Source organism: Qipengyuania sp. Mu-71 (assembly GCF_036867055.1).
In the GTDB taxonomy this organism is placed as follows: Bacteria; Pseudomonadota; Alphaproteobacteria; order Sphingomonadales; family Sphingomonadaceae; genus Qipengyuania; species Qipengyuania profunda.
Genome location: NZ_JBAJHR010000002.1, coordinates 55,781 through 82,651, shown reverse-complemented (window position 1 = coordinate 82,651; position 26,871 = coordinate 55,781). Strand labels below are relative to the sequence as shown.

The window sequence follows — 26,871 nt, the reverse complement described above, 5'->3', positions numbered from 1 at the left end:
GATGACAGTGCTTCACTGGCTGAGCGCCGGGGCCCTGCTGGCATCGGTGGGCGCCGCGCCCGCGGTGGCCCAGGAAACGCTGGTTGCCCCCGGGCCACGAGGCGATCTTGCAGGAACGCTGGTCGCGCCCGCCGAAGGGCGACCGCTGGTCTTGATCATCCCGGGTTCGGGCCCGACCGACCGCGATGGAAACAGTCCGCTGGGAGTGACTGCGGCACCCTATCGCCTGCTCGCCGACGCGCTGGCCGAGCGCGGCATCGGCACATTGCGGATCGACAAGCGCGGTATGTTCGCCAGCAAGGCGGCGGTAGCGGACGCCAATGCGCTCACGATTGCCGATTATGTCACCGACACTGCAAGCTGGGTTGGCGCGGCGCGCACTGCGACCGGGGCCGAGTGCCTCTGGCTGCTGGGGCATAGCGAGGGCGGGATCGTCGCGCTCGCCGCGGCGCAGGAGGTGCCGCATCTGTGCGGGATCATCCTCGTCGGTGTGCCGGGCCGCCCGCTGGCTACCGTGCTGCGCGAGCAATTGCGCGCCAATCCCGCCAATGCGCCCTTGTTGGAGGACGCCGAAGCGGCGATCGCGACGCTGGAGACGGGCGAACGCGTCGATGTCACGCCGCTGCATCCGGCGCTTCAGAGCCTCTTCGCGCCCGCAGTGCAGGGTTTTCTCATCGATTTGATGGCGCAGGATCCCGCAGCGCTGGCAAAGCAGACCGACCTGCCCATGCTGATCGTCCATGGCGGGACCGATCTGCAAGTCACCACAACCGACGCCCAAATGCTTCGTACGGCGGCCCCACAGGCCAAGTATCTCGAAATTCCGGCGATGAACCATGTGCTCAAGGACATTCCGGACGACGCGCCCGCAGCGAACCGCGCAAGCTATGGCGACCCCTCGCTCCCGGTATCGCGCGCCTTGGTCGCGGGCGTGGCGGATTTCGTGACGCGCGACAGGGGAGCAAGCGAATGAGCAAGCGTGATGACGGGGCATGGTTCGCACCCAAACGCTTCGGCTATGGCGCAGGGCTGCCGATCGCCTGGCAGGGCTGGGCGTTGCTGGCCGGTTACATCGTGGTGATGCTCGCCCCCACCCCTCTCCTCGAATGGGATCCCATTCTCGGAACCGGCATTGCTGCAGCCGTCTGGATTGTCGCGACAGCGCTCGTCCTGGTCGTCGCAAAGCGCAAGACACGCGGCGGCTGGCGCTGGCGCCACGGCGAACGCGATTGACACGAACAACGAGATGGGCGGAGTTATTCCACTGTTAACCATCACGGCGTAGAAGAAAGCCATGGTTTCGCCATTCGTCTCTCCTGCTTCGCGCCTTCCGCGCTGGCTCCTTGCTGCGATTGCCGCGATGGCGGTCAGCGCGATCCCGCTGGCAGCGGTGCTGGCGCAGACCGGAGGATCGGCCAGCTTCACCGTCGCCGAGACTGGCCGCGGCTATGGCTCGCTACAAGCCGCGGTCGATGCGATCGGCAATCGCGAGGGCACGGTGGTGATCGCTCCCGGCAATTGGAACGAGTGCGCGGTACAGAGCGAGGGCGTGGTGCATTTCCGTGCCGAACAGCCGGGCGAAGCGCTGCTGGGCGGCAAGGCGTGCGAAGGCAAGGCATCGCTGGTGCTGCGCGGACGCGGGGCCAGCGTCGAAGGCCTGGTCTTCGCCGATATCGCGGTTGCCGATGGCAATGGCGCGGGCATCCGGCTGGAACAGGGACCGCTGCGCGTTTCGCAAAGCTGGTTCCGTGACAGCCAGCAGGGTATTCTGACTACCAATGGCGTCGACAGCGAGCTGGTGGTCGACAAATCGACCTTCACCCGGCTGGGCACTTGCGAAAATTCGGGCGGCTGCGCCCATTCGATCTATGCCGGCGATTACGGCCGCGTCACGGTGACGCGCAGCCGGTTCGAACAGGGCACCGGCGGCCATTATCTCAAGTCGCGCGCGGCGCGCAACGTGATCGAGGGCAACAGTTTCGACGATGCCAACGGCCACGGTACCAATTACCTGATCGACCTGCCCAATGGCGGGACCGGTGCGATCCGCGGAAACTGGTTCGTCCAGGGGCGCGACAAGGAAAACTGGTCGACGATGATCGCCATCGGCGCCGAAGGCGCGCGCTACACGTCCGACGGGCTGGTCATTGCCGACAACGATGCGCGGATGGTCCCGGGGCTGTCGCGCAGCCCGGCCTTCATTGCCGACTGGACCAATGACGCGCTGGTGATCGAGAACAACAGACTCGGCAGCAACGTCAGGCGCTTCGAGCGGCGCTGAACGCCGGAGCGAAGCTCACCGCGCCGCGCGGCGCGTCGCCTTCAAGCACCAATCGCTGGAAATAGCGGGGCTCCGCCCCGTTGTAGCGCAGCACGGGATCGCATTCGAAACCGAAGCGCGCGTAATAGGCCGGGTCGCCGACCAGCACGATCCCGCGCCCACCGCTTTCGCGCAGATCGGCAATGCCGCGCTTGATCAGCGCCGAACCGTTGCCCTGCCGCTGCAGTTCGGGCCAGACGCTGACCGGACCGAGCCCGAACCACCCCTCGCTGCCATCGGAGATGGCGACCGGCGAAAACGCGACATGGCCGACGATCCGCGTCGCATCCTCGGCCACCAGCGACAGCGCCAGATCGCCATCGGCGCGCAGCCGGTCGACCAGCTCCTGCTCGTCGCCATCGGCATAGGGCATGTTCCGAAAAGCGGCCTCGGTCAGCGCGTAGATCGCCGGCGCATCGCCATCGCGCTCGGGCCGGATCGTGATCGCGCTCAAATCAGGTGTCCCGACCGGTCGCGCTTGGTCGCGAGGTAATGGGCATTGTGCGGGTTGTCGGGCAGCGCGTGCGGCACGCGTTCGGCAATCGATACGCCCACCCCGGCGAGCGCCGCGACCTTGGCCGGATTGTTCGTCATCAGCCGGATCTCCCCGACATTGAGCAGGTCCAGCATCCGCGCGGCAGTGGGAAAATCGCGCGCTTCATCGGGCAGGCCGAGCCGCGTGTTGGCATCGACCGTGTCGAAGCCCTGATCCTGCAGGCGGTAGGCGCGCAGCTTGTTGATGATGCCGATCCCGCGGCCTTCCTGCCGCATGTACAGGAGTATGCCCCAGCCGCCCTTGTCCGCTTCCTGCGCCATCGCCTGCAGCGCGGCGGCGAGCTGCGGGCCGCAGTCGCATTTGAGACTGCCGAGGATATCGCCCGTGAGGCATTCGGAGTGCAGCCGGACCAGCGGAATGCGGTCGGCCGATTGCTCGCCGATGATCAGCGCGACATGCTCGCGCGTGTCGTCGGGGCTGCGGAAGGCGACGATCCGCGCATCGTCGGCGGCGGCCACGGGAAGCCGCGCGCGCGAGGCGATCTGCAGCCGCGCGGCATCGGTGAAGGCGCCGACGTCGGCAGCGTTCAGCGCCACCGCTTCGCCGGCATTCTCCGGATCGACCAGAAAGGCGGGCAGCACGCCGGCGACGCGGGCGAGGTCGAGCGCGGCGCGCGCCTGCTCTTCCCATTCGAGCGCCAGCGCCCTGAACGGCCCCTTGAGCGGGTTGGCCATGTCGAGCGCCGGATCGGCGACCGCCAGCGCGGCGGGCAGGTCGAACCGGTCGGCACCGCGCATCAGCACCGGCTGGCGCGGTGCGGCGGCTTCGATCTGGTTGGCCAGCTTGAGCGTCGCCGCGCGCGTGGCGGAGATCAGCATGGCCGATCCCGCCAGCTCGCCGAAAGCGGTTTCGACCGGTTGCAGCAGCGGGGCCCCTTCGATGGCGAGCGGCCAGCCGTGACGCAGCGCGTCCACCGCCTGCGCCGCGCGCCGTGAAGGGGAGGCCGTGCTCAGAGCGTGAACTCCGTCACCAGCGGCACATGGTCCGACGGTTTTTCCCAGTCGCGCGCGTATTCGTGGATCGAATGGCCGGTGGCCTGCCGCGCGAGTTCAGGGCTGGCCCACATGTGGTCGAGCCGGCGGCCGCGGTCGTTCACCTTCCAGTCCTTCGACCGGTAGCTCCACCAGCTGTAATAGCGTTCGGGCGCCTTGACGTGTTCGCGCCCGATATCGCTCCAGCCGTGCGCATCCATGAAGCGCTGCAGGCTCTCGACCTCGATCGGCGTGTGGCTGACGACCTTGAGCAATTGCTTGTGGTTCCACACGTCGCTTTCGAGCGGGGCGATGTTGAAATCGCCAACGATCAGCGTCGGGCGGTCGACCGCATCGGCCCAGCGGGTCATCCGCTCGATGAAATCGAGTTTCTGGCCGAACTTGGCGTTGATCTCGCGATTCGGTTCGTCGCCCCCGGCGGGGACATAGACATTCTCGACGATCATTCCGTCATGCTCGGTCAGCTCGACCCCGACATGGCGCGCCTCGCCATTATCCTGCCAGTCGTGGCGACTGAATTCCCTGAGCGGCGTTTTCGCCACCGTCGCGACGCCGTGGTAGCCCTTTTGCCCATGCACGGCGAAATGCTCGTATCCCAGCGCGCGGAACGCCTCGTAGGGGAACTGGTGCTCCTGGCACTTGATCTCCTGCAGGCACAGCACATCGGGCGCCTGCTCTTCGATGAAGCGCTCGACGATGGGCATGCGCAGGCGGACGGAATTGATGTTCCAGGTAGCGATAGAAACCATGGCCAGCGACTTAGGACGCGCGCCGGGAAAACTCCACCTTTCCCTTTTCGCATCGAGCCGATAGCGCGGGGGCGATTGCCAGGAGAGCTACATGATCCGGACCCCTTCCCTCGCCGCGCTGGCGGCATCCGCCGCGCTGTTGCTGGGTGGCTGCACCACCACCAACAATTACAACTATCCCGACAAGGCGCGCGCCGCACCGGCTGCCAGCGAAACGCAGGCCGCGGGCAAGGCGAAGAACGTCATCCTGTTCATCGGCGACGGTATGGGGGTTTCCACCGTCACCGCCGCGCGCATCTATGCGGGGCAGAAGCAGGGGCAGAGCGGCGAGGAATACGTCCTGCCGTTCGAGACCTTCGACAATGTCGCGCTGGTCAAGACCTACAACACCGACGCGCAGGTCGCCGACAGCGCGGGCACGGCCAGCGCCATGCATACGGGCATGAAAACCCGGATCGGCGTGCTCGGCTACGGGCCCGGCGTGACCACGGGCGACTGCGCTTCGGGCAGCGGGCACGAACTGGGCCTGCTGGGCGAAGAGGTGAAGCAGCGCGGACTGGCGCTGGGCATCGTCAGCACCGCGCGGCTCACGCATGCGACCCCCGCCTCGGTCTATGCGCGCAGCGTGTCGCGCGACTGGGAAGGCGATACCGCCATTCCCGAAGACCAGCGCGGACGCGGCTGCAGCGACATCGCGCAGCAATTGGTCGGCGCACCGTTCGATGTCGCGCTGGGCGGCGGCAGCGTGGCATTTTATGGCAAGCAGAACGGCGGACTGCGGCTCGATGATAGCGCCGACCTGCCCGGCGACTGGCAGGCCGCCACCGGGGGCCATTTCGTCACCACCGCCGCCGATCTGGCCGCAGCCCCCGCCGATGCGCCGCTGCTCGGGCTCTTTTCGCCCAGCCACATGACCTACATGGTCGATCGGGACGCCGAGAGCAGCGAACCCACGCTGACCGACATGACCGCTGCGGCCGTTACCCGGCTGGCAGGCGACGGGGATGGTTTCTACCTGATGGTCGAAAGCGGGCGGATCGATCACGGCCACCACGCGGGGCAGGCGGGCTACGCGCTGGAGGAAGCGGTCGAGTTCGCGCGGGCGATCCAGTGGGCGATCGACAACACCGACCCGGCCGAAACGCTGATCATGGTCACGGCCGATCACAGCCATGTGTTCACCATTGCGGGCTATCCGCGGCGCGGCAACGATATCCTCGGCCTGGTCGTCCCGCCCGCCGCCGGGGGCGAGCGTGGCGACGACCCCATGCTGGCCGCCGATGGGAAGCCCTATACCACGCTGGGCTATGCCAATGGTCCGGGCGCGGTGAAGCCCGATGCAGGCGGTGGCCGGCCGATCCCCGAAACCGGGGTGACGGCGCATCAGCAGGCGCTGGTGCCCCTAGGCTCGGAAACGCATGCGGGCGAGGATGTCGCGCTGTATGCCAATGGCCCGGGTGCGAGCAATGTGCGCGGCGTGATGGAGCAGAACCTGATCTACGACGTGATCCGCACGGCATACGGCTGGGACGCGGAATAGCCGCGGCAGGCGCGCGGGGGTGTAGGCTCCCGCGCGCTACCGCGCCCATCCCATGCGAACAGCAAAAAACCCTCGCGCCGGGGGCATTGGCGCGAGGGTTTCCTGTGAGCGTTCGTCACGCTTGGAACGAGACGAACCAGATCGAGGGGGTCAACAGGGGGGAAACCCGCCTCGTGTCGTCTCGTGGATTAGAAATTAGGCCTCGCTCGATTGCTGTTCAATGAACGCCGTGGAGCGGGATAACGCATAGATCGCACAATTCGCCGCGTGCCCGTTTATCCCGGACGACGGGACGAACGGCGCGGGTCGCGGAAAGTGAACGCGCTGTCGGCCACCGCCACGCCGTAACGCTGGTTCGCGAGTCGGACGGTGGTGCGGTGGTTCTGCGAATCGAGCGCAACCCAGTGCGTCAGCCGCAGCCCGCCGGGCGATGCGGCATCGCGGGCGAAGATCAGCGTGATCACGCCAAACTCGGGCCGCTTGGTATCGCGTACTTCGACGCTGACGACATCGGGGTGGCTGGTCGGCACCAGCTTGCCGAAGCGTTTCACGTCGCGGCTCGGGTCGAGCAGCGCGCCAAGCGGCGAGTTCTCGATCGGCCAGCGCTGGACCTGGTTGACCTCGTAGTCGACCATATACATCGACTTGCCGTTCGAGACGACGAGCATGGGCACGCCCTTCTCGTATTCGAAGCGGATCTTGCCCGGCCGCTTGAGCGTCATCACCCCGCGGACGGTCTGGCCGCTGCGGTCGGTCTGGACGAAATCGGCCTTCATCGTGGAGATGCCGCGCAAGGCGGCAACGGCCTTGTCGAGATCGCCCTGGGCAGCGGCCACTGGGGCCGGCGCCAGGAGGGCGGATGCAGGAAGCGCCGCGGCCAGCGAAAGGGCTAGCGCGGCGCGAATCGATTTATGCTTTTGCAAAGACAAGGTGCTCATGCTCCTGCGGTTAGGGTCGGAGCATTGAACCATCGCTGAACCCCGCTCGTTCCCGCGGTTCAGCTGGTTGCGCATTACTTGATCTTGGCTTCCTTGAACTCGACGTGCTTGCGCGCGACGGGATCGTACTTGCGGAAGGTGAACTTCTCGGTGTGATTCCGGGGGTTCTTCTTGGTCACATAGTAGAAGCCCGTGTCGGCGGTCGAGACGAGCTTGATCTTGACGGTTGCGGGCTTCGCCATGGCGTGTTCCTAAAGATCTGAAAGGGGCCGATGGGGCCCGAAAAAACAAGGGCGGCGCGCAGAGCACCGCCGTTCCGGCGCGCCCATTGGGCGATTCACCGGCAAAAGTCAAGCATCCTACCAGTCGACCCGGCCACGCTTGGACTTCACTTCGCCGCGCGCCTTCTTGGCCTTCAGGCGCTTGACCTTGCCCACGCGATTGACGCGGCTCTGCTTGCGTTTGCGCGGCGGCGTGAGCGCTTCGGCAAGCAGTGCGACCAGCCGTTCGCGGGCCGCCTCGCGGTTCTGTTCCTGCGTGCGGTATTCATTGGCGGTGAGCACGATTTCGCCGCCCTTGGTGAACTTGCTCCCGGCGATGTCCTTGAGGCGCTCGAACGATTCGGGATCCATGCCCAGCTGGAACACATCAACCCGCAATTGGACCGAGGTGGCGACCTTGTTGACGTTCTGCCCGCCGGGGCCCGAGGAGGCGATGAACTTCTCCTCGGCAATTTCGAGAGCCTTGTCGGCTATCCTACCCATCGCCGAAGCCGAGCGCGGCGAAGTCGCGCGGGACGGGGGCGGTGGCGGCGATCGGCGGTTTGCCCTCGCGCGGGACGGTGATCGCTGCGGCATGCAGCATGGTGCGCGGGGCGCCCTTGCCGTCGCCATAGACCGGATCGCCCAGCAGGGGCAGGCCCAGCCCCGCCTCGCAATGCACGCGTATCTGGTGGGTACGCCCGGTTTCGGGGCGGAATTCGAGCAATGCGCGGCCATCGATTTCGGCGAGCACGCGCCAATGCGTGATCGAGGGCTTGCCCTTTTTCGCCGCGATCATGCGCCAGCCCTTTTCGGCGCTGCTGATCTTGGACAGCGACAGTTCGATCGTCCCTTCGCTTGCGTCCGGCACACCGGCCAGCACGCCGAGGTAGCGCTTTTCGACCCGCCGCTCCTCGAAGGCGCGCGAGAACCGCGTCAGCGCCTTGGGATTGCGCGCCAGCAGCAGGCAGCCGCTGGTGTCGGTATCGATCCGGTGCACCGGCACCGGCGCGCGCTGGAACCCCAGCTTGAGCTGCTCGAAATGGTCTTCGAGGCACGCGCCGCCGCGCCGCGGGCGTTCGATCGGCAGCCCGGAAGGCTTGTCGATCACCAGCGCCTCGCCGTCTTCGAAAAGGATCGGGATCTGCATCATGTCTTGAGTGTCGCTTTCATCAGGAGCCGCAGCGCATTGCCGAGGTAGAAGCCCTTGTCCAAATCCTCGATCCGCAAGTCGGCCTCGCGCACGCGGCCTTGCTCGATCAGGGTCCGGCGATAGACACCGGGCAGCAGGCCGAGGCGCGCGGGCGGGGTGAGCAGGCCGCCGTCGCCATCCGCGACGAAGATATTGGTCACGCAGCCCTCGGTCAGCAGCCCGTCCTCGCGCACGAACAGCGCCTCTTGCGCACCGTGCCAGTGCGCAATGCGCTGGGCATCCTCGTAAAACCCGCGGTCGGTGGTCTTGTGCCGCAGCCGCCAGTCGCCCGGGTCGACCGGCAGCGGCACAACGATGCAGCGCGCCGGATCGGGCCAGGCCTGCGGCAGGTCGCGCGCCTCGAGCGCGATCGCGCCCGAGCGGGCGGCCAGCAGGCGTACCCGGCTGGGCCGCTCGAGCACGAAGCACAGCGCATGCAGCTGGTTGCGCGCTTCGTGGCGGTCGAAGGAAAAGCCGAGTTCGGCGGCGCTGTCCTTCATCCGCTGGAGGTGCATTTCGAGCTGGGCGATCCCCTTGTCGGGGGTGAAGCGCATGGTTTCAATGAGGTCGAATTGCGCGGCGCGGCAAGCGGGCGAGGAACTGCGGGCAAAGGCCCCCTTGAGCAGCGCTTCGCGCCATTCGGTGCGCGGCTCGCTATCGGCGACGATCGCGCCGCCCACGCCCAGCACCGCCTTGCCGCGGCCGTTCTCGATCTCGGTCAGCCGCAAGGTGCGGATCGCCACGTTGAAGGCCGCATCGCCGCCTGCGCCGATCCGGCCGATAGCCCCGCAATAGGCGCCGCGCGGATCGCGCTCGACCGCGTCGATCAATTCCATGGCGCGGATCTTGGGCGCACCCGTGATCGACCCGCAGGGGAACAGTGCCCGGACGAGATCGACCGCGCCTTCGCCCTGCCCAAGCCGGGCGCGGACCACGCTGACCATCTGGTGGACGGTGGGATAGCTCTCGATCGCGAAGGGTTCGTCCACCCGCACGCTGCCGGCTTCGGCGACACGGGCGAGATCGTTGCGCATCAAATCGACGATCATCAGATTCTCGGCGCGATCCTTGACCGAGCCAGCGAGCTCCGCAGCCAGCGCTGCATCCGTCTCCGCATCGCTGCCCCGCGGGCGGGTGCCCTTCATCGGCTTGGCCTTGGCCACGCCATCCTTGAGCGAAACGAACAATTCGGGGCTGAGGCTGAGCAGCCAATGCGTGCCGTCGAATATCACCCCGCCATAGCCCGCCTGCGCCGCCGGGCGCAGCGCGGCATAGAGACCCAGCGGATCGCCGGTGAAATTGCCCGCCAGCGGGAAGGTCAAATTGGCCTGGTAGATATCGCCCGCGCGGATCGCGTCCTGCAGCGTCCCGAAAGCCTGCGCATAGCCGCCCGGTGACAGCTGCGGCTCGAGCGGGCCGACACTGCCGCCGCCTTGCGCGTGCCGCGCCAGCCAGTCGGGCATGTCGGCGGCGGCGATCCGCGCCGGTGCATCAAACAGGCCGAGCCAGACCAGTGGCCCGGCGCCGCCGCTGCGCGCATCGGCCAGCGGGCGAAGCCGGTCTTCCAGCGCCAGTCCGGCTTCATAGGCGATAAAGCCTGCGAGTTCGCCGCCTGCCTGCCGCGCGGCTTCCGCCGCCGCGAGCACCTCAGCCACCTGTTCGGGGCGATGGGCGATGAAGATTTCGCGCGGGTTCTCGAACAGCAGAGCATCCGCCGCGCCGCATTCGCGCGCATCGTCGAGCAGGACAAAGGGACGCTTTTCCGCCATCGGTGCCAGCCTTTACCGCAAGCGCTGCGCCTGTCGAGGGATAGCTTGACCGCACCCACAAGGCTGCGCCACACCGCGAGGGCGGGCGAACCATCGGGAGCGGGCAGCGCAATGAGCGAGATTTTCCTTGGACTGGGCGGAAATGGTGAGAACCAGTACTTGCGGCTCGACCAGGCCAATCGCCACGGTCTGATCGCCGGGGCGACGGGCACCGGCAAGACGGTGACGCTGCAGGGGCTGGCGGAAAGTTTCTCCGCCAATGGCGTCCCGGTCTTCGTTGCCGATGTGAAGGGCGATCTGGCGGGCATCTCGATGGCCGGTTCGCCGCAGTTCAAGCATGCCGACAAGCTCGAAGCACGGGCGGCGGAACTGGGCATGGAAGACTATGCCTATGCCGACAATGCCGCCGTTTTCTGGGATCTTTATGGCGAGCAGGGCTTCCCGATCCGCACCACCATTTCGGAAATGGGGCCGTTGCTGCTGGCGCGGCTGCTCGATCTCAACGAAACCCAGGAAGGCGTGCTCAACATCATCTTCCGCCATGCCGATGATGATGGATTGCTGCTGCTCGACCTCGGCGACCTGCAGTCCATGCTCGCCTATGCCTACGAGAACGCGAAGGAGCTTTCGGGCACTTACGGCAATGTGTCGAAGGCCAGCGTCGGGGCGATCCAGCGGCAGCTGCTGAGTTTCGAGAGCCAAGGCGCGGACATGTTCTTCGGCGAACCCGCGCTGGAGATCGACGATTTCCTCGCGCTCGACGACCAGGGCCGGGGCGTAATCAGCGTGCTCGCCGCGGACAAGCTGATGCGCGGGCCCAAGCTGTACGCCACCTTCCTGCTGTGGCTGCTTGCCGAACTGTTCGAAAGCCTGCCCGAAGTGGGCGATCCCGAAAAGCCCAAGCTGGTGTTCTTCTTCGACGAAGCACACCTGCTGTTCGATGATGCGCCCGAAGCGCTCGAGGACAAGGTCGAACAGGTAGTGCGCCTGATCCGTTCGAAAGGCGTGGGCGTCTATTTCGTCACGCAGAACCCGATCGACATTCCCGAGAAGATCGCCGGCCAGTTGGGCAACCGCGTCCAGCATGCGCTGCGCGCCTTCACCCCGCGCGACCAGCGCGCGATCAAGGCGGCAGCGGAAACCTTCCGCATCAATCCCGAACTCGATGTCGCACAGGCGATCACCGAATTGAAAGTGGGCGAGGCGCTGGTTTCCTCGCTCGACGAGGACGGGGCGCCGACGGTGGTCCAGCGCACGCTGATCAAACCGCCGCAATCGCGTCTTGGTCCGGTGACCGAGAAGGAGCGCAAGATCGTCAATTCGGTCAGCGCGCTCGATGGGAAATACGACGTCGCAGTCGATCGCGAGAGCGCCGAGGAAGTGCTCGCCGCCAAGGCGGTCGACGCCGCCGCGACTGCCGAGGAGGTCGCGGAGAAGGGCGAAACTGAAGTACGCAAGCGCAGCCGCAAGACCACCTCGCTATGGGAAAAGGCGGGCAAGGCCGCGGCGGGAGCCGCTGCGAGCAGCGCCGCTTCGCTCATCGCTGCCAAGGTGCTGGGCAAGAAAAGCCGCGCCAATCCGGCGCGTTCGGCCGCGACCTCGGCCGCCGGGTCGATCGCGACCGAGTTTGGCGGCAGTATCGCGGGCCGCTTCGTCCGCAATCTGGTCGGCGGGTTGATGCGCTAGGTTGGAATGCGGATTTCGGCGCGCAACCCGCCTTCGGGACGGTTGGCGAGCGTCAACGTCCCGCCATGCTGTTCGGCCACCGCGCGCGCCAGCGTCAGACCCAGCCCGGAACCGCCGGTTTCACGATTGCGGCTCGCCTCACCGCGCGTGAAGGGCTCAAGCATTTCGTGAATGCGGTCCTCGGGAATGCCGGGGCCCTCGTCCTCCACCCGCAGCACCGCCATGCCGTTTTCGCGCAGCACGCTGACATGTGCGGTGCCGGCATAGCGCAGCGCATTGGTGACGAGATTGCGCAGCCCGCGCTTGAGCCAGGTGAGATGCACCGGGGCGGCGATGCGTGCGCCGCCGGCAAGCGTGACCGGCTGGCCCAAATCCTCGAATTCCTCGATCACCGACGCGGCCAGCGCACCGAGCTCGGTCATTTCGGGCGGCGCATCGCTGCGTCCGATCCGCGCGAGCGAAAGGATCTCGTCGAGCGTGCGGGTGATATCCTCGATCGTCGCCGCCATCTTCGCGCGCGCGGCCTCGTCCTCGACGCTTTCGATGCGCACCCGCAGCGCAGCCAGCGGGGTTTTGAGATCGTGCCCGATGGCACCGAGCATGACGTCCTTTTCGTCGAGCATCGAACCGATCCGTCCCTGCATCGCATTATGCGCTTCGATCAGTCGGCGGACATCCTGCGGGCCGCTGGGCACCAGCGGTTCCTCGGGCGCGCCCGCGCTCCCGAACCGACGGGTGCGGTCGGCCAGCGCGGCGAGTGGGCGGGTGATTCGGCGCAGCACGAAATAGAGCAGGCCGACGAGCACCAGGAACAGGATCAGCGTCTGGAGAACGAGGGTGCGGACGATGCCGCGGTCGGGGGGCGGCACGGCGAGGCGGGCGACCTGCCAGCCATCGGTGCCCGCCTGCCGCAGGCCGACCACCAGCAGTTCATGCGGCGCGGTGCGCAGGCGCTGGTCCCATACGGGGTGGGTCTGCTCCAGCTGGCCGACGAGCGGATCCGACTTCAAAGAGCGGTCGGTGACGACGATTTCGGCCACTTCGAGGCCCTGGCGTTCAAGCTGGCGGGTGATCGCGGCCTCGCGCGACGAATTGCGTTCATCGCCGGGCAGCAGGGGACTGGTCTCGCTGTTCGAGAAACGGATGCTGCGCGGCAGGCGGATGAACGGTTCGTCCTCGACGGGGCCGGGTCTGCCCGATGGTGGACGCGCGCGCCGGCGCCGTTCGTCGCGCAGGTCGCGGCGCTGGCCGACGAGGAGCTGGAAGCTCGCAGCGCTGGTCACGGCAAGCTCGCGCCGTTCGGAGGCCGCGCGGTAGAGCATGGTCGCCGAGATGGCCTGCGCGATCAGCAGCGCGGCGGCCAGCGCCAGCATGACCTGGCCCAGCAGGCTACGGGGCAGGACACGCGTCATGCGCTGTCATCGCGCGCCACGCGCGTGACCTCGGCACCGAAGCGATAGCCGCCGCCGCGCACGGTCTGGATGAAATGCGGATTGCGGCTGTCGGTTTCGATCTTGCGCCTGAGCCGGCTGATCTGGTTATCGACCGCGCGGTCGAATAGCTGCGCCTCGCGCCCCTGCACCATATCGAGCAGCCGGTCGCGGTCGAGGACCTGCCGCGGGTGATCGCAAAAGGCGCGCAGCATGCGGAACTCGGCGGTCGAAAGCGGCACCAGCGCATTGTCGGGATCGGTCAGGCGCCGCTTGAGCGGATCGAGCTGCCAGTCTTCGAACCGATAGAGCAATTCCTCGTCGGCCACGGCGGCAGGCCGTTCGGCACGGCGCAGCACCGACCGGATACGCGCCACCAGTTCGCGCGGTTCGAAAGGCTTGGTGACATAGTCATCGGCGCCGATTTCCAGGCCGATGATCCGGTCCATCGCTTCGCCCTTGGCGGTCAGCAGGATCGTCGGCAAGCCGCGGCTTTCGACCAGGTGGCGGCACAGCGACAGCCCGTCTTCGCCGGGCATCATGATGTCGAGCAGCGCAAGGTCGGGCAATTCCTGCGCCAGCAGCGTGCGCGCCTGCGCGGCGCTGTCCGCCTCGCGCACGACGAACCCCTGGCGGGTAAGATACTCCGCCAGGGGTTCGCGCAGGCTGCGTTCGTCATCGACGAGCAGGATGGAAGTGGGCGCGGGTTCGGTCATAGGTAATTCAATTCCGCGCCTACCGCCCGGTGGTCCCTGCGATCAAGCGTTACTGGCCGCGGCGCTCGCCGCGCTTGGCACGGCGTTCGCCCTTCTGTGCCTCGCGTTCCTCGGCTGAAATCGCGCCGTCGCCATTGGTGTCGAGCTTGGCGAAACGCGCCTCGACCGAGGCATCGAATTCGGCGCGGCTGATCGCCTGGTCGCCATTGGTATCGGCGGTCATGTGCATGCCGCCGCGCTTTCCGTCACGGCCACCACGTTTGCCGCGTTCGCCGCGGGCTTCGTGCATTGCGGCCAGTTCGGCTTGCGAGAGGCCGCCCGACTGGTCGGTATCGGCCTTGGCGAACTGCTCGGCCATGCGTGCGCTGCGGTCACCGCCGCGCCGGCCGCGACGGTCCGCGCGATCGCCGCGTTCGGGCCGGTTCGCCTTGCGGGCTTCATGCGCAGCCTTCATTTCGGCTGCGGTCAGTTCGCCATTACCATCGGTGTCCGCCTGGGCGAACATTTCGGCGCCCACTGCCGCTCGGTCGTCGGCATTGAGCACACCATCGCCATTGGCATCCATGCGGGCGAAGCGCGCAGCGCTGGTGGCCTGCATTTCGGCCAGCGTGATGCGGCCATCGCCATCGGTGTCGAGATTTTCCCCGCCACGGTGCTGCGCAATAGCAGCAGTGCCGGTCAGCGCCAGCACGGCAGCGGAGAGAGTGAGGAAGGTCTTGTTCATGGGTTATCTCCAAAAGTGGAGAGCTGCGACGGACCAGGGGTCTGAGGGGAGGGACGTATTCGCCCGCCGCAGCTCGTATCCCCGTTTCTAGGCCTGCAATGTCGCAGCAATATCCCGAACATGGCCTGAATTGTAACAGATTGCATCGGCCCGGCGGACCTGTTCATCGCGCTGCAAGTCAGCGGGGCCGGTGCCGGGTGCCCTCGCCCGCGGTAATGAATATCGCGGTGGCTTCGCTATCGATATCGGCAATATGCCATACGCCCGCGGGGTTGATGGCATACTCCCCCGCCGCGAGTGAGGTGGTTTCGCGCCGCCCGTCTGGAAATTCCTGCGTCACCACCATCGTGCCCGCGGTGCAGATCACCACCTCTTCGCCCAGCGGGTGCATTTCCCAACTCGGCCAGCTTTCGGTAAAATGGTGCTGGCTGACCAGCCGCCCCTCGCGCCCGTCGGCCCCGTGCCGCTCGCCATAGGCTTCGTACCATTCGAGCCCGTCGAAGGGCGGCTGCGGCACCGCCGTCGCTCCCAGACCCAGATGGATGAAACTGTCGGCGAGACGGTGCGGCCGGGCCATGTCAGGCCACCTTGTCCATCAGGAAAGCGTTGAGCTTGTTGCCATCGGGATCGCGGAAATAGGCGGCATAGAAGACCATGCCGTTGGCGTCGGGTTCGCCGCGGGGACCCGGTTCACCCTCGCTGGTGCCGCCGTTGGCCAGCGCGATGTCGTACAGCCGCTGCACCTGATCGCGGTCCTGCGCCTGCAGGGCCACCATGGTGCCATTGCCGACGGTCGCCGCTTCGCCATCGAACGGCTTGGTCGCAGCGATACCCGCCGCGCCGTCCATATTGCCCCAAGCAATGAAGCTGTCGAAATCCATCATCCGCCCCACGCCCAGTTCGGCCGCGATGGGATCGTAGAACCGAGCCGCCCGCTCGAGATCGTTGGTCCCCAGTGTCACATATCCGATCATCTGCACTCTCCTTGTCGAAAACGACTCGCGACCGGTGGAACATTAGGGGAACATGATCTGGCCTACAAGGGCGCGCATTGCTCCTCGAGCCAGGCGAGATCATCGCCCTCGAGCTGCGGGGCAAGCGTGGCGTAGACCGCGGTGTGATAGTCGTTCCACCAGCCGATCTCGGCCTCGCTGAGCAGCGCGCGGTCGACCAGCGTCCGGTCGAGCGGAACCATCGTCAGCGTTTCGAAGCCGAGATACTTGCCCTCGCTGTCCGCAAGGCCCGCATCGACCACCAGCACGAGGTTCTCGATCCGGATGCCGTATTCGCCGGGCTTGTAGTAACCGGGCTCGTTCGACAGGATCATCCCCTCGCGCAGCGAGGTTTCGGTGCCGGGGAAGGCGCCGCCCGGCTTGCTGATCCGCTGCGGGCCCTCGTGGACCGAGAGGAAGCTGCCGACGCCGTGACCGGTGCCGTGGCCGTAATCGACCCCGCCGTTCCACAGATGCATCCGGGCCAGCGCGTCGAGCGCGCCGCCAGTGGTGCGATCGGGGAATTTCTGCATGTCGAGCTGGATATGGCCCTTGAGCACGCGCGTGTTGCGCTCGACCATCTCGGCGGTCGGTTCGCCCGGGCCGATCCACACGGTGCGGGTGATGTCGGTGGTGCCGTCGAGATACTGGCCGCCCGAATCGACGAGGTAGATCGACGAGGGCGGGATCGGGATATTGCTGTCTTCATCGACCTTGTAATGCGGCAGCGCGGCATGGCCCGCCGCGGCGCTGATCGTATCGAAGCTCGCATCCTTGAGCAGGCCGCCCGCTTCGCGGAATTCGCGCAGCTTGGCCGCCGCGGTCAGTTCGTCGATGCCGCCCTTGGGCGCTTCGATGCCGAGCCAGCGCAGGAACCGCGCCACGGCGGCACCATCGCGCGACTGGGCATCGCGGTGGCCCTGCTGTTCGGCCGGGTTCTTGATCGCCTTGGGCAGCACGGTCGGATCGTCGGTACGCACCACGCTGGCGCCGCCCTGTTCCAGCGCGTGGAAGATGCCCGCCACCGCATGGTTCGGATCGACCGCGACCCGCTTGCCCTCCAGCGCCTCGAGCGCGGGTACGAATTCCGCGCGGTCGCGCACCGTCACCGCATTGCCGAGATGCTGAGTGAGTTCGGGCGTGACCTTGTCGGGCGCGATGAACAGTTCGGCGGTGCCATCGGCATGCGCCAGGACATAGGACAGCGCGACCGGCGTGTTGTCGACATCGCTGCCGCGCATGTTCAGCAGCCACGCGACCGAATCGAGCGCGCTGACGACGGTCGCGTCATACCCTTCCTGCTTGAGCCAGTCGGCCACTTCGGAACGCTTGTCGGCGCTTGATCGTCCGGCATGCGCGTCGCCATGCGGCACCGCTGCGGCCAGCGAGGCCTGCGGACGGTCGTCCCAGATCGCATCGATCGGATTGCCGTCCACCGGGACCAGTTCGATGCCCCTGCGTGCGAACGCGGCTTCGGCCTCCTCGGCCCAGCCGATCCCGTGCAGCCATGCGTCATAGCCGATCTTCGCCCCCTCGGGCGCGTGCGCGGCGATCCATTTGGCGGGCGATGTGGCGGGCACATCCTCGTAATCGTACAGCGCCCCGCTGACCTGCTCGCGCACCTGGACGGTATAGCGCCCGTCGGTGAACATCGCTGCGCGGTCCTGCAGCACGGCGGCACTTCCGGCGCTGCCGCCGAAACCGGTCAGCCAGTTGAGCCGCTGGGCATAGGAGCCGACATATTCGCTCATGTGCTCGTCCGAGATGGGAATGACGAAGCCGTCGAGGCCGCGGCGGGCCAGTTCCTTGCGCAATCCGTCGAGACGGGCTTCATGGGTCTGCATCAGCATCGAGAAATCCTTTCCTTCGCGCCGGTCGCGCTGGGGAGCGACTCGGTGCTTGCGGCGCGTGGCGCAGCCGCATAATCACTCCCCCGTCATAGTCATCCGCGGCGCTCCTTTCCAGTTTTGCGCCGCCCGGGGGAGGACCACCTATGCCTTTCATGCGATACGCCGCGTTCCTATCTGCCGCATCGCTGGCGCTCAGCGCGCCGCTCCACGCCCAGAATTCCGAAGGGACCACAGTGACACAGCCGACTTCGCCGCCGACTGCCGAAAAACGCGACCACAGCTATTCGCATCACGGGATCACGATTTCCGACCCCTATCACTGGCTGCGCGACCAGTCCTATCCGACGATCGACGACGAGGACGTGCTCGACCATCTGAAGGCCGAAAACGCGTGGTTCGAAGCGCGGATGAAGCCGCAGCAGCCGCTGGTCGACGAATTGTTCGCGGAGATGAAGGCGCGCATCAAGGAAGACGATTCCACCGTGCCGCAGCGCCGCGGGGATTACCTCTACTGGTCGGAGTTCGAGGAAGGCGCGGAATACCGCAAGTATTACCGCAAGCCGGTTGCCGGGGGCGACGACGTCCTGATCCTCGACGAGAACGCGCTGGCCGAAGGGGTCGAATATTTCCGCCTGGGCGCGTTTTCGGTGTCGCAGAACGGCCGCTATCTCGCCTATTCCGCCGATACCAACGGCTCCGAACGCTTTACCGCGCGGATCAAGGACCTGGAAACGGGCGAACTGCTGCCCGACGAGATCCCAGGCACGCTGTCGGACCTCGTCTGGGTGAAGAACGACACGGCGCTGGTCTATGGCACGGCGGACGACAATTGGCGCGTCCACGATGCGACCATGCATGTCCTCGGCACGCCGGTCAGCGAAGACGTCGAACTCTACCGCGAAACCATGGACGAGGGTTTTCGCGTCGGCACCGGCCTGTCGGCGCAGGAAGACTGGCTGATCATTTCGACCGGCGACAACGAGACCAGCGAAGTCCGGCTGGTTCCGGCGAGTGACCCGACCGACGAACCGGTCCTCGTCAAACCCCGCAGCAAGGGCGTCGAATACGATGTCGATGTGCGCGACGGGATCGTGTGGGTCCACACCAATGACGATCACGTCAATTTCCGGCTGGCGACCGCCAAGCTCGAGACGCCGGGCGACTGGACCACGCTGATTTCCGGATCGGACGAGTTTTACCTGACCGGTTTCGAACCGTTCAAGGACTTCTATGTCACCGAAGGGCGACTGCGCGGGCTCGACCAGATCCAGCTGCGGTCCTACAAGGATGCCAATCTGGTCAAGCCGATCGCCTTTGCCGAGGCCAGCTTCAGCGCAGGGCTGAGCAACAATCCCGAATACGATCAGGACACCCTGCGGCTGGCCTACGAGAGCATGGTCACGCCCGATTCGGTCTATGACTACCACGTCGCCACGGGCGAACTCGAACTGCTCAAGCAGCAGGAAATCCCCAGCGGTTACGACCCCGCGCTCTACACCACCGAGCGTGTCGAGATCGCCGCGCGCGACGGCACGATGGTTCCGGTCAGCATCATCATGCGCAAGGACCGGCCGAAGACCGGGCCGCTGCACCTCTATGCCTACGGCGCTTACGGCTATGCGATCCCGCCGGGCTTCTCGACCTCGCGGCTGAGCCTGGTCGATCGCGGCTATGCCTATGCCATCGCGCATATCCGCGGCGGCGACGACCTGGGCCGTAAGTGGTACCTGCAGGGCAAGCTCAACGAACGCACCAACACCTTCAACGATTTCGTCGACGTGGCGAAGAGGCTGGTCGCCAAGGGCTATACCGAGAAAGGCCGGATCAGCATTTCGGGCGGTTCGGCGGGCGGCGAGCTGATGGGCGCGGTGGTCAACACCGATCCCGAGCTGTGGGGCGCGGTGGTGGCGCATGTACCCTTCGTCGATGTGCTGTCGACCATGCTCGACGGAGAACTGCCGCTGACGCCGGGCGAATGGCCCGAATGGGGTAACCCGATCCTCAGCAAGCAGGCCTTCGCCTACATCCTCAGCTACAGCCCCTATGACCAGGTGACCGCGCAGGATTACCCGCCGATGCTGGTGACCGCGGGCCTCAACGACCCGCGCGTGACCTATTGGGAACCCGCCAAGTGGGTGGCCAAACTGCGCGAGGTGAAGACCGGCGACAGCGAGCTGTTGCTCAAGACCAATATGGGCGCGGGCCACGGCGGCAAGTCGGGCCGCTTCCAGTCGATCTACGAAACCGCCGAGGAGGTCGCCTTCATCCTGTGGCAGATGGGCGAGGCCGAGTGATACCCAGCTTCACCCGCAGCTTCACCGCGGAGGCGCGCCACATCGACGAGATGGGGCACGTCAACAATGCGGTGTGGGTGCAGTGGATACAGGACATGGCGACCGCGCATTGGGACGCCGCCGCGCGGCCCGAGGACCGCGAGCAATTTGTCTGGCTCGTGGTCCGCCACGAGATCGACTACCGCGGCAATATCGACCTGGGGCAGAGCGTCGAAGGCACGACCTGGATCGAAGGCGGGGCACGCGGCGCCAAGTCGCTGCGCCGCGTCGATTTTCGCGATTCTGCGGGCCGGGTGATCGTCAGCGCGGCGACCACCTGGGCCATGCTCGATCGCACGTCGGGGCGCCCCGCGCGGGTGCGCCCCGAAGTGATCGCGCCGTTCGTCTGACCTAGCGCAGTAGTTCCGCCGCCGGGCGATAGTCGTAGCCGAGTTCGGTGGCGACGGCTTCATAAGTCACTTCGCCGCGGTGGACGTTGAGCCCTTCGGCAAGATGCGGATCGGCGGCGAGCGCATCCTTCCAGCCCATCCGCGCGATGCGCAGCGCATGCGGCAGCGTCACGTTGTTGAGCGCATAGGTGCTCGTGCGCGCCACCGCGCCGGGCATGTTGGCCACGCAGTAATGGACGACATCGTCGATGACATAGGTCGGTTCGGCATGCGTGGTCGCGCGGCTGGTTTCGAAACACCCGCCCTGGTCGATCGCGACATCGACCAGCACCGCACCCTTGTGCATGTCCTTGAGCATCTCGCGCGTCACCAGTTTGGGTGCCGCGGCCCCGGGGATCAGCACCGCCCCGATCACCAGATCGGCATCGGTCACTGCGTCGTAGAGATTGGCGGCGTTGGAGAAGCGCGTGCTGGCGCGCGCCTCGAAATGCGTGCCCACCTTTTCGAGCACTTCGGGATCGCGGTCGAGAATGGTCACGTCGGCACCGAGGCCGACCGCCATCTGCGCGGCATTGAAGCCGACCACGCCGCCGCCGATCACCACGACCTTGCCCGGCATCACGCCCGGGACACCGCCAAGTAGCACGCCGCGTCCGCCATGCGCCTTCTCGAGCGCGGTAGCGCCGGCCTGCACGCTCATGCGCCCGGCGACCTGGCTCATCGGCTTGAGCAGCGGCAACTGGCCACGCGGCCCGGTCACCGTTTCATAGGCGATCGCGGTGACGCCGCTGTCGAGCAGTTCTTTCGTCTGGTCCGCATCGGGTGCCAGGTGCAGGTAAGTGTAGAGGATCTGGCCCTCGCGCAGCTTCTTGCGCTCGACCGACTGCGGTTCCTTGACCTTCACCACCATTTCGCATTCGGCGAAGATCGGATCGGGACCGTCGACGATTTTCGCCCCTGCTGTGACATATTGGTCGTCATTGGCGTCGATGCCGGCACCCGCCTGGGTCTCGATCCACACTTCGTGGCCCTGCATGACGAGCTCTTTCGCGCTCTCGGGCGTCAGGCCGACGCGGTATTCGTGGTTCTTGATTTCCTTGGGGCTGCCGATGCGCATGGGGGGACTCCTTGGTTGCGCGCGTCCGTTACAACTGCAACCAAGCGGCGGCAAGCCTGTCCCCTTCTTGCAGGCCCGGCCGGGTCTAGTCGGGCACAGTGCCCGCAGCCGTCGACCAGGCGGCGGTCACGGTATTCCCGGCTCCCGATGTGCGAGTGTCGATATAGCGGGCGTCCGCGCCGAGCGCCTGCGTCACTGCGGCAAGCGCACTTTCGCTGCCACTCAAGGTAATCCGCAGACCGGTGCGCCGCGCAGCCCAGCCGATCAGCGCGACGCGCGACGTATTCGCGTCATCGAGACCCTCTTCGCCGACGGTAACCTCGGGCAGGGCGACAAGGGGCGGGCGCAAATCGACCGTCCAGCCCGGCGTCGTGCGCTCGAGCCGCTGCTCCAGCTGGCGGTAGCCCGAGAGGGTGAGACCTGCGAGCGGTTGTGCGGTCGCCTGAACCGTCTGGTTCTCGCGGTCGAGCATCACATCCTTGCGCGCGACTCCGGCGATCAGAGCGACGCTTTGCCCCAGTGTCGCGATCTGGCGCTCGCTCGCCTCGGCCGCTTCGCGCACGCGCGCCTGCGCCAATGCAGCCTGCTCGGCGGCGCCCGGATCGGTACCGACCTGGAACTGGTCGATCGTCACCACAATCGGCCGTCCCAGCCGCTGGGACAGCCGCTCGGCCACCTCGCTGTCGGCGCCGGGATTGAACTCGGGAGTAAAGACGCTGGCGGCGATGGTTACGGGTTCGGCCGCCCAATTGACGATCGGCTGTTCGACCCGCGCGCGTCCGGTGAAGGCCTCGGCGACCTCCTGGTTGACGATTCGCTGGCCGTTGGCCTCCCAGGCAATCGTTCTCAGCGAGAAGCCGAGCGGCACCGCCAGCGAGACAAACACCGCCACCATCACCATCGACTGCAACCGGGTCTGGCGGTGCGTCATGTCCGACTGGAAGCCGTAGAGCCGCGCCATGAGCGCCGCGGTCAGGCCGATCGTCACGAGGTTGGTGATGAACAGGCCCAGCGCGCCGCCGAAGACCGTCCAATTGAAGGTGGCGAGGCCGAAGCCCACCACCGCCAGCGGCGGCATCAGGGCGGTGGCGATCGCCACGCCCACGATGGTGCCTTCGCGCCCGCGGATCACGGCATAGGATCCGGCCAGCGCCGAAAACAGCGCGACCAGCAAGTCGAACAGATTGGGCCGCGTGCGTGCGGCGATTTCCTCGGTCACCGTCTGCAGCGGCGAGAAATAGACGATCAGCGCACAGAACAGGATTGCGAAGACCGACCCCGCCACCAGCGCCTTGCCGCAGCGCCGCAGCCAATCGGCATCGCCCGTGGCGAGCGAGAAGCCGGTGCCGAGGATCGGGTTCATCAGCGGCGAGAGCAGCATGGCGCCGATGACCACCGCAGGCGACGACAGCAGCAGGCCGAGGATCGCGATGCCCGCGCTCATCGCGGTCATGAAGATATAGCGGCTGGTGAGCAGCGATTCGCCGCGCACGCGTTCGATCGTGGCGACATGGTCGAGATCGGCGATCACCCCGTCTCGCCACCACATGCGCACTTCGACCAGCGCGCGCAGTATCGTCAACCGGCTGATCGGCCGGCGGCTGGCGAAAGCTCCGGTGCGGGCCTTGTCGGTCTCGGCTGTGCTTGCGGTGTCGTCGGTCGGGCTGGTCATCGGCGCGCTATCTAGCTCGCCCATCCCCGCGAGTCGCGCGGATTCTGAACCTCGTGGTTTGTCCGTATGGCGGTCAGAGCGGGTTACCGTCCTGATCGCGGAATATCTCGCGCCGCCCGACATGGTTGGCCGGACCGACCAGCCCTTCGGCTTCCATGCGTTCGATCCACTTGGCGGCGGTGTTGTAGCCGACCCCCATCTGGCGCTGCAGCCACGAACCCGAGGCCTTCTGGTTTTCGATCACGATCTGGCAGGCCTGGCGATATTTGCGTTCTTCGGGATTGTCCGACGCGGTAAACTCGTCCTCGAAATTAAAGCCGCCATCCTCGGGCTCCTCGGTGACCGCATCGACGTAATCGGGCTTGCCCTGCGCGCGCCAATGGGTCGCGACGCGTTCGACTTCCTCGTCGCTGACGAAGGGGCCGTGGACGCGGATCATCGCGCCGGTATTGGGCTTGTAGAGCATGTCGCCCTTGCCCAGCAGCTGCTCGGCACCCTGCTCGCCGAGGATGGTCCGGCTGTCGATGCGGCTGGTCACCTTGAAGCTGATGCGCGTCGGCAGGTTCGCCTTGATGACGCCGGTGATGACATCGACCGAGGGGCGCTGCGTCGCCATGATCAGATGAATGCCCGCCGCGCGGCTCTTCTGCGACAGCCGCTGGATCAGCACTTCGATTTCCTTGCCCACGGTGACCATCAGATCGGCCAGCTCATCGACGATCAACACGATCAGCGGCAGCGGTTCGTAATCGAGCTGCTCTTCCTCGTAGAGCTCCTCGCCGGTTTCGGGGTCGAAGCCGGTCTGCACCCGGCGGCCGAGCGGCTTGCCCTTCTCGATCGCCTTGCCGACCTTCTCGTTGAAGCCGGCGATATTACGCGAATTGACCGACGACATCATCCGGTAGCGCCGCTCCATCTCCTCGACCGCCCATTTGAGCGCGCGCACCGATTTGTGCGGCTCGGTCACCACCGGGCTGAGCAGGTGGGGGATGTCGTCATAGCTTTTCAGCTCGAGCACCTTGGGGTCGATCAGGATCAACCGGCATTCGTCGGGCGTGAAGCGGTAGAGCAGCGACAGCAGGATGGCGTTCAGTCCGACCGACTTGCCCGAACCGGTGGTGCCCGCGACCAGCAGATGCGGCATGGCGGCCAGATCGGCGACGATCGGTTCGCCTGCGATATCCTTGCCGAGGATCATCGGCAGGCTGCCCTGGTGGTCGACGAATGCGGCCGAATTGGCGAGCTGCTTGTAGCTGACCATCTGGCGGTCGGCATTGGGCAGTTCGATGCCGATGACCGTCTTGCCGGGGATCGGCGACACGCGCGCGCTGATCGCGGACATGTTGCGCGCGATGTCCTCGGCCAGCCCGACCACGCGGCTGGCCTTGATGCCTGGCGCGGGTTCGAGTTCGTACATGGTGACCACCGGCCCGGCGCGGACCGCAGTGATCTCGCCCTTGACGTTGAAATCGTCGAGCACGTTTTCGAGCAGCCGCGCATTGCGTTCGAGCGCCATCTTGTCGAGCTTGGGCGCGGTATGATCGGGCGCATCGTCGAGCAGGTCGTGGCTCGGTAGCTGGTAATTGGCGAACATGTCGCGCTGCTTGGCCTTGGCCGGCCTGGGCTGAACCGGGGTCGGCGCAGGATCGGCGATTTCGGGTGCGCGCCGCGGCTCGTTCATCGGCACCGGCTCCGCCTCGTCATCCTCGGACGATTTGGCCGCGCGCTTCTGCTTCTTCGGCGCGAGCGGCAGGTCGAGCTCGGGCAGCTGCGCCTTGCGTTTCACGAAGTCGGGCAGGGTGAGGAATTGCGCCCAGTCGATCGCGAAGACGCGGGTGACCAGCGCGATGCCGCCGCCCAGCGCGATCAGGGCGAGGACCAGCACGATCCAGCCGGAGAATGCGCCGCCGAAGCGCTCCGCCACCGCCTCGATCCCCAGCCCGCCGAGCTGGCCGAACAACCCGCCGACACCTGCCGGCAGGCTGCCGGTGGCGGGATCGAAAACCAGTGCCAGCACCGTGTCGAGCAGCGCGATCGCGGCGAGCAGCATGGCGACAGGGCGCCACCAGCGGCCGGGCGTTTCCTCCTCGTCCTCGCGCTCGACCCCGGTCCACAGCCGCCGCGCGGAGATATAGAACAGCGGCAGCAGCAGCACTGCGGGCAGGCCGAGGAAATTGAGCGCGCGTTCGCTCGCCCAGGCCCCGCTGGCGCCCATCCAGTTGCGGATGTCCGCCCCGCTGGCCGCGGTCGAGGGGCTGGGATCGGTCTGGGTGTAGCTCGCCAGGGCCAGCGTCAGGAAAACGAGCAGCGCGAACAGCACTCCGGCGCCCGCCATATGCGTGGCACGGCGGAAGGAGCGGCGAAACGCCGCGCGCCAATCGGGTGCTGCGCCTGCGCGCGAAGCCATGTGGGGTCCCCTGATCCGTTGAGAGCGCGCAGTATGAATCCTCGGGGACTCCGCCGTCAAGCGGCCTTCGTCGAACCGAGTCCGTCGATCGCGCCCCAGCGTGGCCAGTCGAGTTCGCGCGCGCGCTCGTGTGTCATGCCGCCCAGCGCGATGACGGGGACGGGAGATCTGTCTGCCAATGCGTGAAACCCGGCAATGCCCAGCGTGGCGGCGCCGGGGTGCGAGGCGGTCGGGAAGACCGGCGAGAGGAAGATGCCGTCGGCCTGGGCCGCCACGGCGGCCTGCATTTCCCGCTCGTCATGCGCGGCGGCAAGCCGCAGGCCGCGGCCGAGCCGCTCAGGCGTGCCGTAATGGCCGTCCGCGCCCCACTCCTGCGTATCCGCGAGCACGACCGTATGCCCGCGCGCCCGCGCCACGGCGGCGAGGGTGCCGAAGCGCGCGCGCCGGGCGGCGGGGTCCAGGTGGTAATGGCGAAAGACGAAACCCGAGCCTTGCGGGAGCGCTGCGAGCACTTCCTCCAGCCGCGCGTCGTTGCGGGCATCGCTTAGCAACCAGATCAGCGGGAGGGACTGTTTATCGCGCATATTGTCGCTATAGCGCGGCGCGATGGAAAAGGCAGAGACCCCGCTTCAACACGTCCAGGCCAATATCGCCGCCGCCTGCCGGATCGCCCGCCGCGAACCGGGCGAGGTGACACTGATCGCCGTCAGCAAGATGCACCCGGCCGCAGCGATCGAACCGCTGCTGCGTGAAGGCCAGCGCCACTTCGGCGAAAACCGCGTGCAGGAAGCGCAGGGCAAGTGGCCCGCGCTGCGCGAGGCGCATCCCGCGGTCCAGTTGCACCTGATCGGCCAGTTGCAGTCGAACAAGGCCGACGATGCGGTCGCGCTGTTCGATGTCATCCACTCGCTCGACCGGCCCAGCCTCGTCAAGGCGCTGGGCAAGGCGATGGACAAGGCGGGCAATCGCGTGCCCTGCTTCGTGCAGGTCGATCTGGGCGAGGAACAGCAAAAGGGCGGCTGCCCGCTGGCCGAGTTGCCCGCACTGCTCGATCAGGCGCGCTCGGCCGATATCCCGATCGCGGGGCTGATGTGCCTGCCGCCTGCCGATATCGAGCCCGCGCCGTTCTTCGCCTTCCTCGACAAGCTCGCGCGCGACCACGGCCTTGAAGGCCGCAGCATGGGCATGAGCGGGGACTACGAAACCGCGATCAAGCTGGGCGCGACGCATGTGCGTGTGGGCACCGCGCTGTTCGGCGCGCGTCCCCCGCAGGACTGA

General features: G+C 66.6%; 26 protein-coding genes. 8 read left to right on the top strand and 18 right to left on the bottom strand.

Features of this window, described 5'->3' with window-relative positions; translation table 11 throughout:
- Position 1 precedes the first annotated feature (1 nt).
- From V6B15_RS12205 to V6B15_RS12195, 3 genes are all read left to right on the top strand, one after another.
- The gene (locus tag V6B15_RS12205; protein WP_334201424.1) at positions 2 to 973 is read left to right on the top strand and encodes an alpha/beta hydrolase; all 972 of its coding nucleotides are present in this window, start codon (positions 2 to 4) and stop codon (positions 971 to 973) included.
- Positions 970 to 1,233, top strand: a complete 264-nt coding sequence (locus V6B15_RS12200; protein ID WP_334201423.1) for a hypothetical protein — start codon at positions 970 to 972, stop codon at positions 1,231 to 1,233. The genes V6B15_RS12205 and V6B15_RS12200 overlap by 4 nt, the downstream gene beginning before the upstream one ends.
- Positions 1,234 to 1,294: 61 nt before the next feature.
- Positions 1,295 to 2,281 (top strand): right-handed parallel beta-helix repeat-containing protein, encoded by a 987-nt coding sequence (locus V6B15_RS12195; protein WP_334201422.1) that lies wholly within the window; start codon positions 1,295 to 1,297, stop codon positions 2,279 to 2,281.
- Here V6B15_RS12195 and V6B15_RS12190 read toward each other — a convergent pair.
- From V6B15_RS12190 to xth, 3 genes are read right to left on the bottom strand one after another with little or no spacing between them, the layout of a single operon-like run.
- Complete coding sequence (locus tag V6B15_RS12190) at positions 2,259 to 2,774, bottom strand: GNAT family N-acetyltransferase (protein ID WP_334201421.1); 516 nt, start codon at positions 2,772 to 2,774, stop codon at positions 2,259 to 2,261. The genes V6B15_RS12195 and V6B15_RS12190 overlap by 23 nt on opposite strands.
- Positions 2,771 to 3,790: a GTP cyclohydrolase II gene (gene ribA, locus V6B15_RS12185; protein WP_334201420.1), complete on the bottom strand. Its 1,020-nt coding sequence runs from the start codon at positions 3,788 to 3,790 to the stop codon at positions 2,771 to 2,773. Before ribA ends, V6B15_RS12190 begins: the two co-directional genes overlap by 4 nt.
- A 35-nt stretch (positions 3,791 to 3,825) precedes the next feature.
- Positions 3,826 to 4,617, bottom strand: coding sequence for an exodeoxyribonuclease III (xth, locus tag V6B15_RS12180; RefSeq protein WP_334201419.1), 792 nt, complete (start codon positions 4,615 to 4,617; stop codon positions 3,826 to 3,828).
- 91 nt (positions 4,618 to 4,708) lie between these two features.
- On the opposite strand from xth, the gene V6B15_RS12175 reads away from it, so the two are divergent.
- A complete protein-coding gene (locus tag V6B15_RS12175; RefSeq protein ID WP_334201418.1) occupies positions 4,709 to 6,157 on the top strand; it encodes an alkaline phosphatase in 1,449 nt (482 codons plus the stop codon).
- Positions 6,158 to 6,432: 275 nt separating this feature from the next.
- Here the strand turns inward: V6B15_RS12175 and V6B15_RS12170 are convergent, their stop codons facing one another.
- The 5 genes from V6B15_RS12170 to pabB form a co-directional block, all read right to left on the bottom strand.
- Complete coding sequence (locus tag V6B15_RS12170; RefSeq protein ID WP_253521456.1) at positions 6,433 to 7,095, bottom strand: LolA family protein; 663 nt, start codon at positions 7,093 to 7,095, stop codon at positions 6,433 to 6,435.
- Between the two features lie 74 nt (positions 7,096 to 7,169).
- On the bottom strand, positions 7,170 to 7,337 hold the full coding sequence (gene rpmG, locus V6B15_RS12165) for a 50S ribosomal protein L33 (protein ID WP_050601641.1): 168 nt from the start codon (positions 7,335 to 7,337) through the stop codon (positions 7,170 to 7,172).
- Between the two features lie 117 nt (positions 7,338 to 7,454).
- Positions 7,455 to 7,859, bottom strand: coding sequence for an alternative ribosome rescue aminoacyl-tRNA hydrolase ArfB (gene arfB, locus V6B15_RS12160; protein WP_253521459.1), 405 nt, complete (start codon positions 7,857 to 7,859; stop codon positions 7,455 to 7,457).
- A complete protein-coding gene (locus tag V6B15_RS12155; RefSeq protein ID WP_334201708.1) occupies positions 7,852 to 8,505 on the bottom strand; it encodes an RluA family pseudouridine synthase in 654 nt (217 codons plus the stop codon). The genes arfB and V6B15_RS12155 overlap by 8 nt, the downstream gene beginning before the upstream one ends.
- Entirely contained in the window at positions 8,505 to 10,316 is a 1,812-nt protein-coding gene (pabB, locus tag V6B15_RS12150) for an aminodeoxychorismate synthase component I (protein ID WP_334201417.1), read from the bottom strand. Before pabB ends, V6B15_RS12155 begins: the two co-directional genes overlap by 1 nt.
- 111 nt (positions 10,317 to 10,427) lie before the next feature.
- Here pabB and V6B15_RS12145 point away from each other — a divergent pair, with 111 nt between their 5' ends.
- The gene (locus V6B15_RS12145) at positions 10,428 to 12,002 is read left to right on the top strand and encodes a helicase HerA-like domain-containing protein (RefSeq protein WP_334201416.1); all 1,575 of its coding nucleotides are present in this window, start codon (positions 10,428 to 10,430) and stop codon (positions 12,000 to 12,002) included.
- Here the strand turns inward: V6B15_RS12145 and V6B15_RS12140 are convergent.
- The 6 genes from V6B15_RS12140 to V6B15_RS12115 all read right to left on the bottom strand — a co-directional run bounded on the left by V6B15_RS12140 (position 11,999) and on the right by V6B15_RS12115 (position 17,714).
- A complete protein-coding gene (locus V6B15_RS12140; RefSeq protein ID WP_334201415.1) occupies positions 11,999 to 13,414 on the bottom strand; it encodes a sensor histidine kinase in 1,416 nt (471 codons plus the stop codon). The genes V6B15_RS12145 and V6B15_RS12140 overlap by 4 nt on opposite strands.
- Positions 13,411 to 14,148 (bottom strand): response regulator, encoded by a 738-nt coding sequence (locus tag V6B15_RS12135; RefSeq protein WP_334201414.1) that lies wholly within the window; start codon positions 14,146 to 14,148, stop codon positions 13,411 to 13,413. The genes V6B15_RS12140 and V6B15_RS12135 overlap by 4 nt, the downstream gene beginning before the upstream one ends.
- A gap of 49 nt (positions 14,149 to 14,197) precedes the next feature.
- A complete protein-coding gene (locus V6B15_RS12130) occupies positions 14,198 to 14,872 on the bottom strand; it encodes a calcium-binding protein (protein WP_334201413.1) in 675 nt (224 codons plus the stop codon).
- 178 nt (positions 14,873 to 15,050) lie between these two features.
- Positions 15,051 to 15,449 carry a cupin gene (locus V6B15_RS12125; RefSeq protein ID WP_334201412.1) on the bottom strand — a complete coding sequence of 133 codons (399 nt, stop codon included), beginning with the start codon at positions 15,447 to 15,449 and terminating at the stop codon, positions 15,051 to 15,053.
- A gap of 1 nt (position 15,450) precedes the next feature.
- The gene (locus tag V6B15_RS12120; RefSeq protein WP_334201411.1) at positions 15,451 to 15,846 is read right to left on the bottom strand and encodes a VOC family protein; all 396 of its coding nucleotides are present in this window, start codon (positions 15,844 to 15,846) and stop codon (positions 15,451 to 15,453) included.
- Positions 15,847 to 15,908: 62 nt separating this feature from the next.
- Positions 15,909 to 17,714, bottom strand: a complete 1,806-nt coding sequence (locus V6B15_RS12115; RefSeq protein ID WP_334201410.1) for an aminopeptidase P family protein — start codon at positions 17,712 to 17,714, stop codon at positions 15,909 to 15,911.
- 152 nt (positions 17,715 to 17,866) lie between these two features.
- Between V6B15_RS12115 and V6B15_RS12110 the strand changes: the two genes are divergently transcribed.
- Complete coding sequence (locus V6B15_RS12110; protein ID WP_334201707.1) at positions 17,867 to 20,008, top strand: S9 family peptidase; 2,142 nt, start codon at positions 17,867 to 17,869, stop codon at positions 20,006 to 20,008.
- The gene (locus V6B15_RS12105) at positions 20,005 to 20,397 is read left to right on the top strand and encodes an acyl-CoA thioesterase (protein ID WP_334201409.1); all 393 of its coding nucleotides are present in this window, start codon (positions 20,005 to 20,007) and stop codon (positions 20,395 to 20,397) included. The genes V6B15_RS12110 and V6B15_RS12105 overlap by 4 nt, the downstream gene beginning before the upstream one ends.
- Position 20,398: 1 nt before the next feature.
- Here V6B15_RS12105 and ald read toward each other — a convergent pair whose 3' ends face one another.
- From ald to V6B15_RS12085, 4 genes are all read right to left on the bottom strand, one after another.
- Positions 20,399 to 21,514 carry an alanine dehydrogenase gene (gene ald, locus V6B15_RS12100; protein WP_334201408.1) on the bottom strand — a complete coding sequence of 372 codons (1,116 nt, stop codon included), beginning with the start codon at positions 21,512 to 21,514 and terminating at the stop codon, positions 20,399 to 20,401.
- An 85-nt stretch (positions 21,515 to 21,599) separates the two neighbouring features.
- Positions 21,600 to 23,210, bottom strand: a complete 1,611-nt coding sequence (locus V6B15_RS12095; protein WP_334201407.1) for a DUF389 domain-containing protein — start codon at positions 23,208 to 23,210, stop codon at positions 21,600 to 21,602.
- A 49-nt stretch (positions 23,211 to 23,259) separates the two neighbouring features.
- A complete protein-coding gene (locus V6B15_RS12090; protein ID WP_334201406.1) occupies positions 23,260 to 25,593 on the bottom strand; it encodes an FtsK/SpoIIIE family DNA translocase in 2,334 nt (777 codons plus the stop codon).
- Between the two features lie 56 nt (positions 25,594 to 25,649).
- Positions 25,650 to 26,177: a thiamine phosphate synthase gene (locus V6B15_RS12085; protein WP_334201405.1), complete on the bottom strand. Its 528-nt coding sequence runs from the start codon at positions 26,175 to 26,177 to the stop codon at positions 25,650 to 25,652.
- A gap of 22 nt (positions 26,178 to 26,199) precedes the next feature.
- Between V6B15_RS12085 and V6B15_RS12080 the strand changes: the two genes are divergently transcribed.
- Complete coding sequence (locus tag V6B15_RS12080) at positions 26,200 to 26,871, top strand: YggS family pyridoxal phosphate-dependent enzyme (RefSeq protein ID WP_334201404.1); 672 nt, start codon at positions 26,200 to 26,202, stop codon at positions 26,869 to 26,871.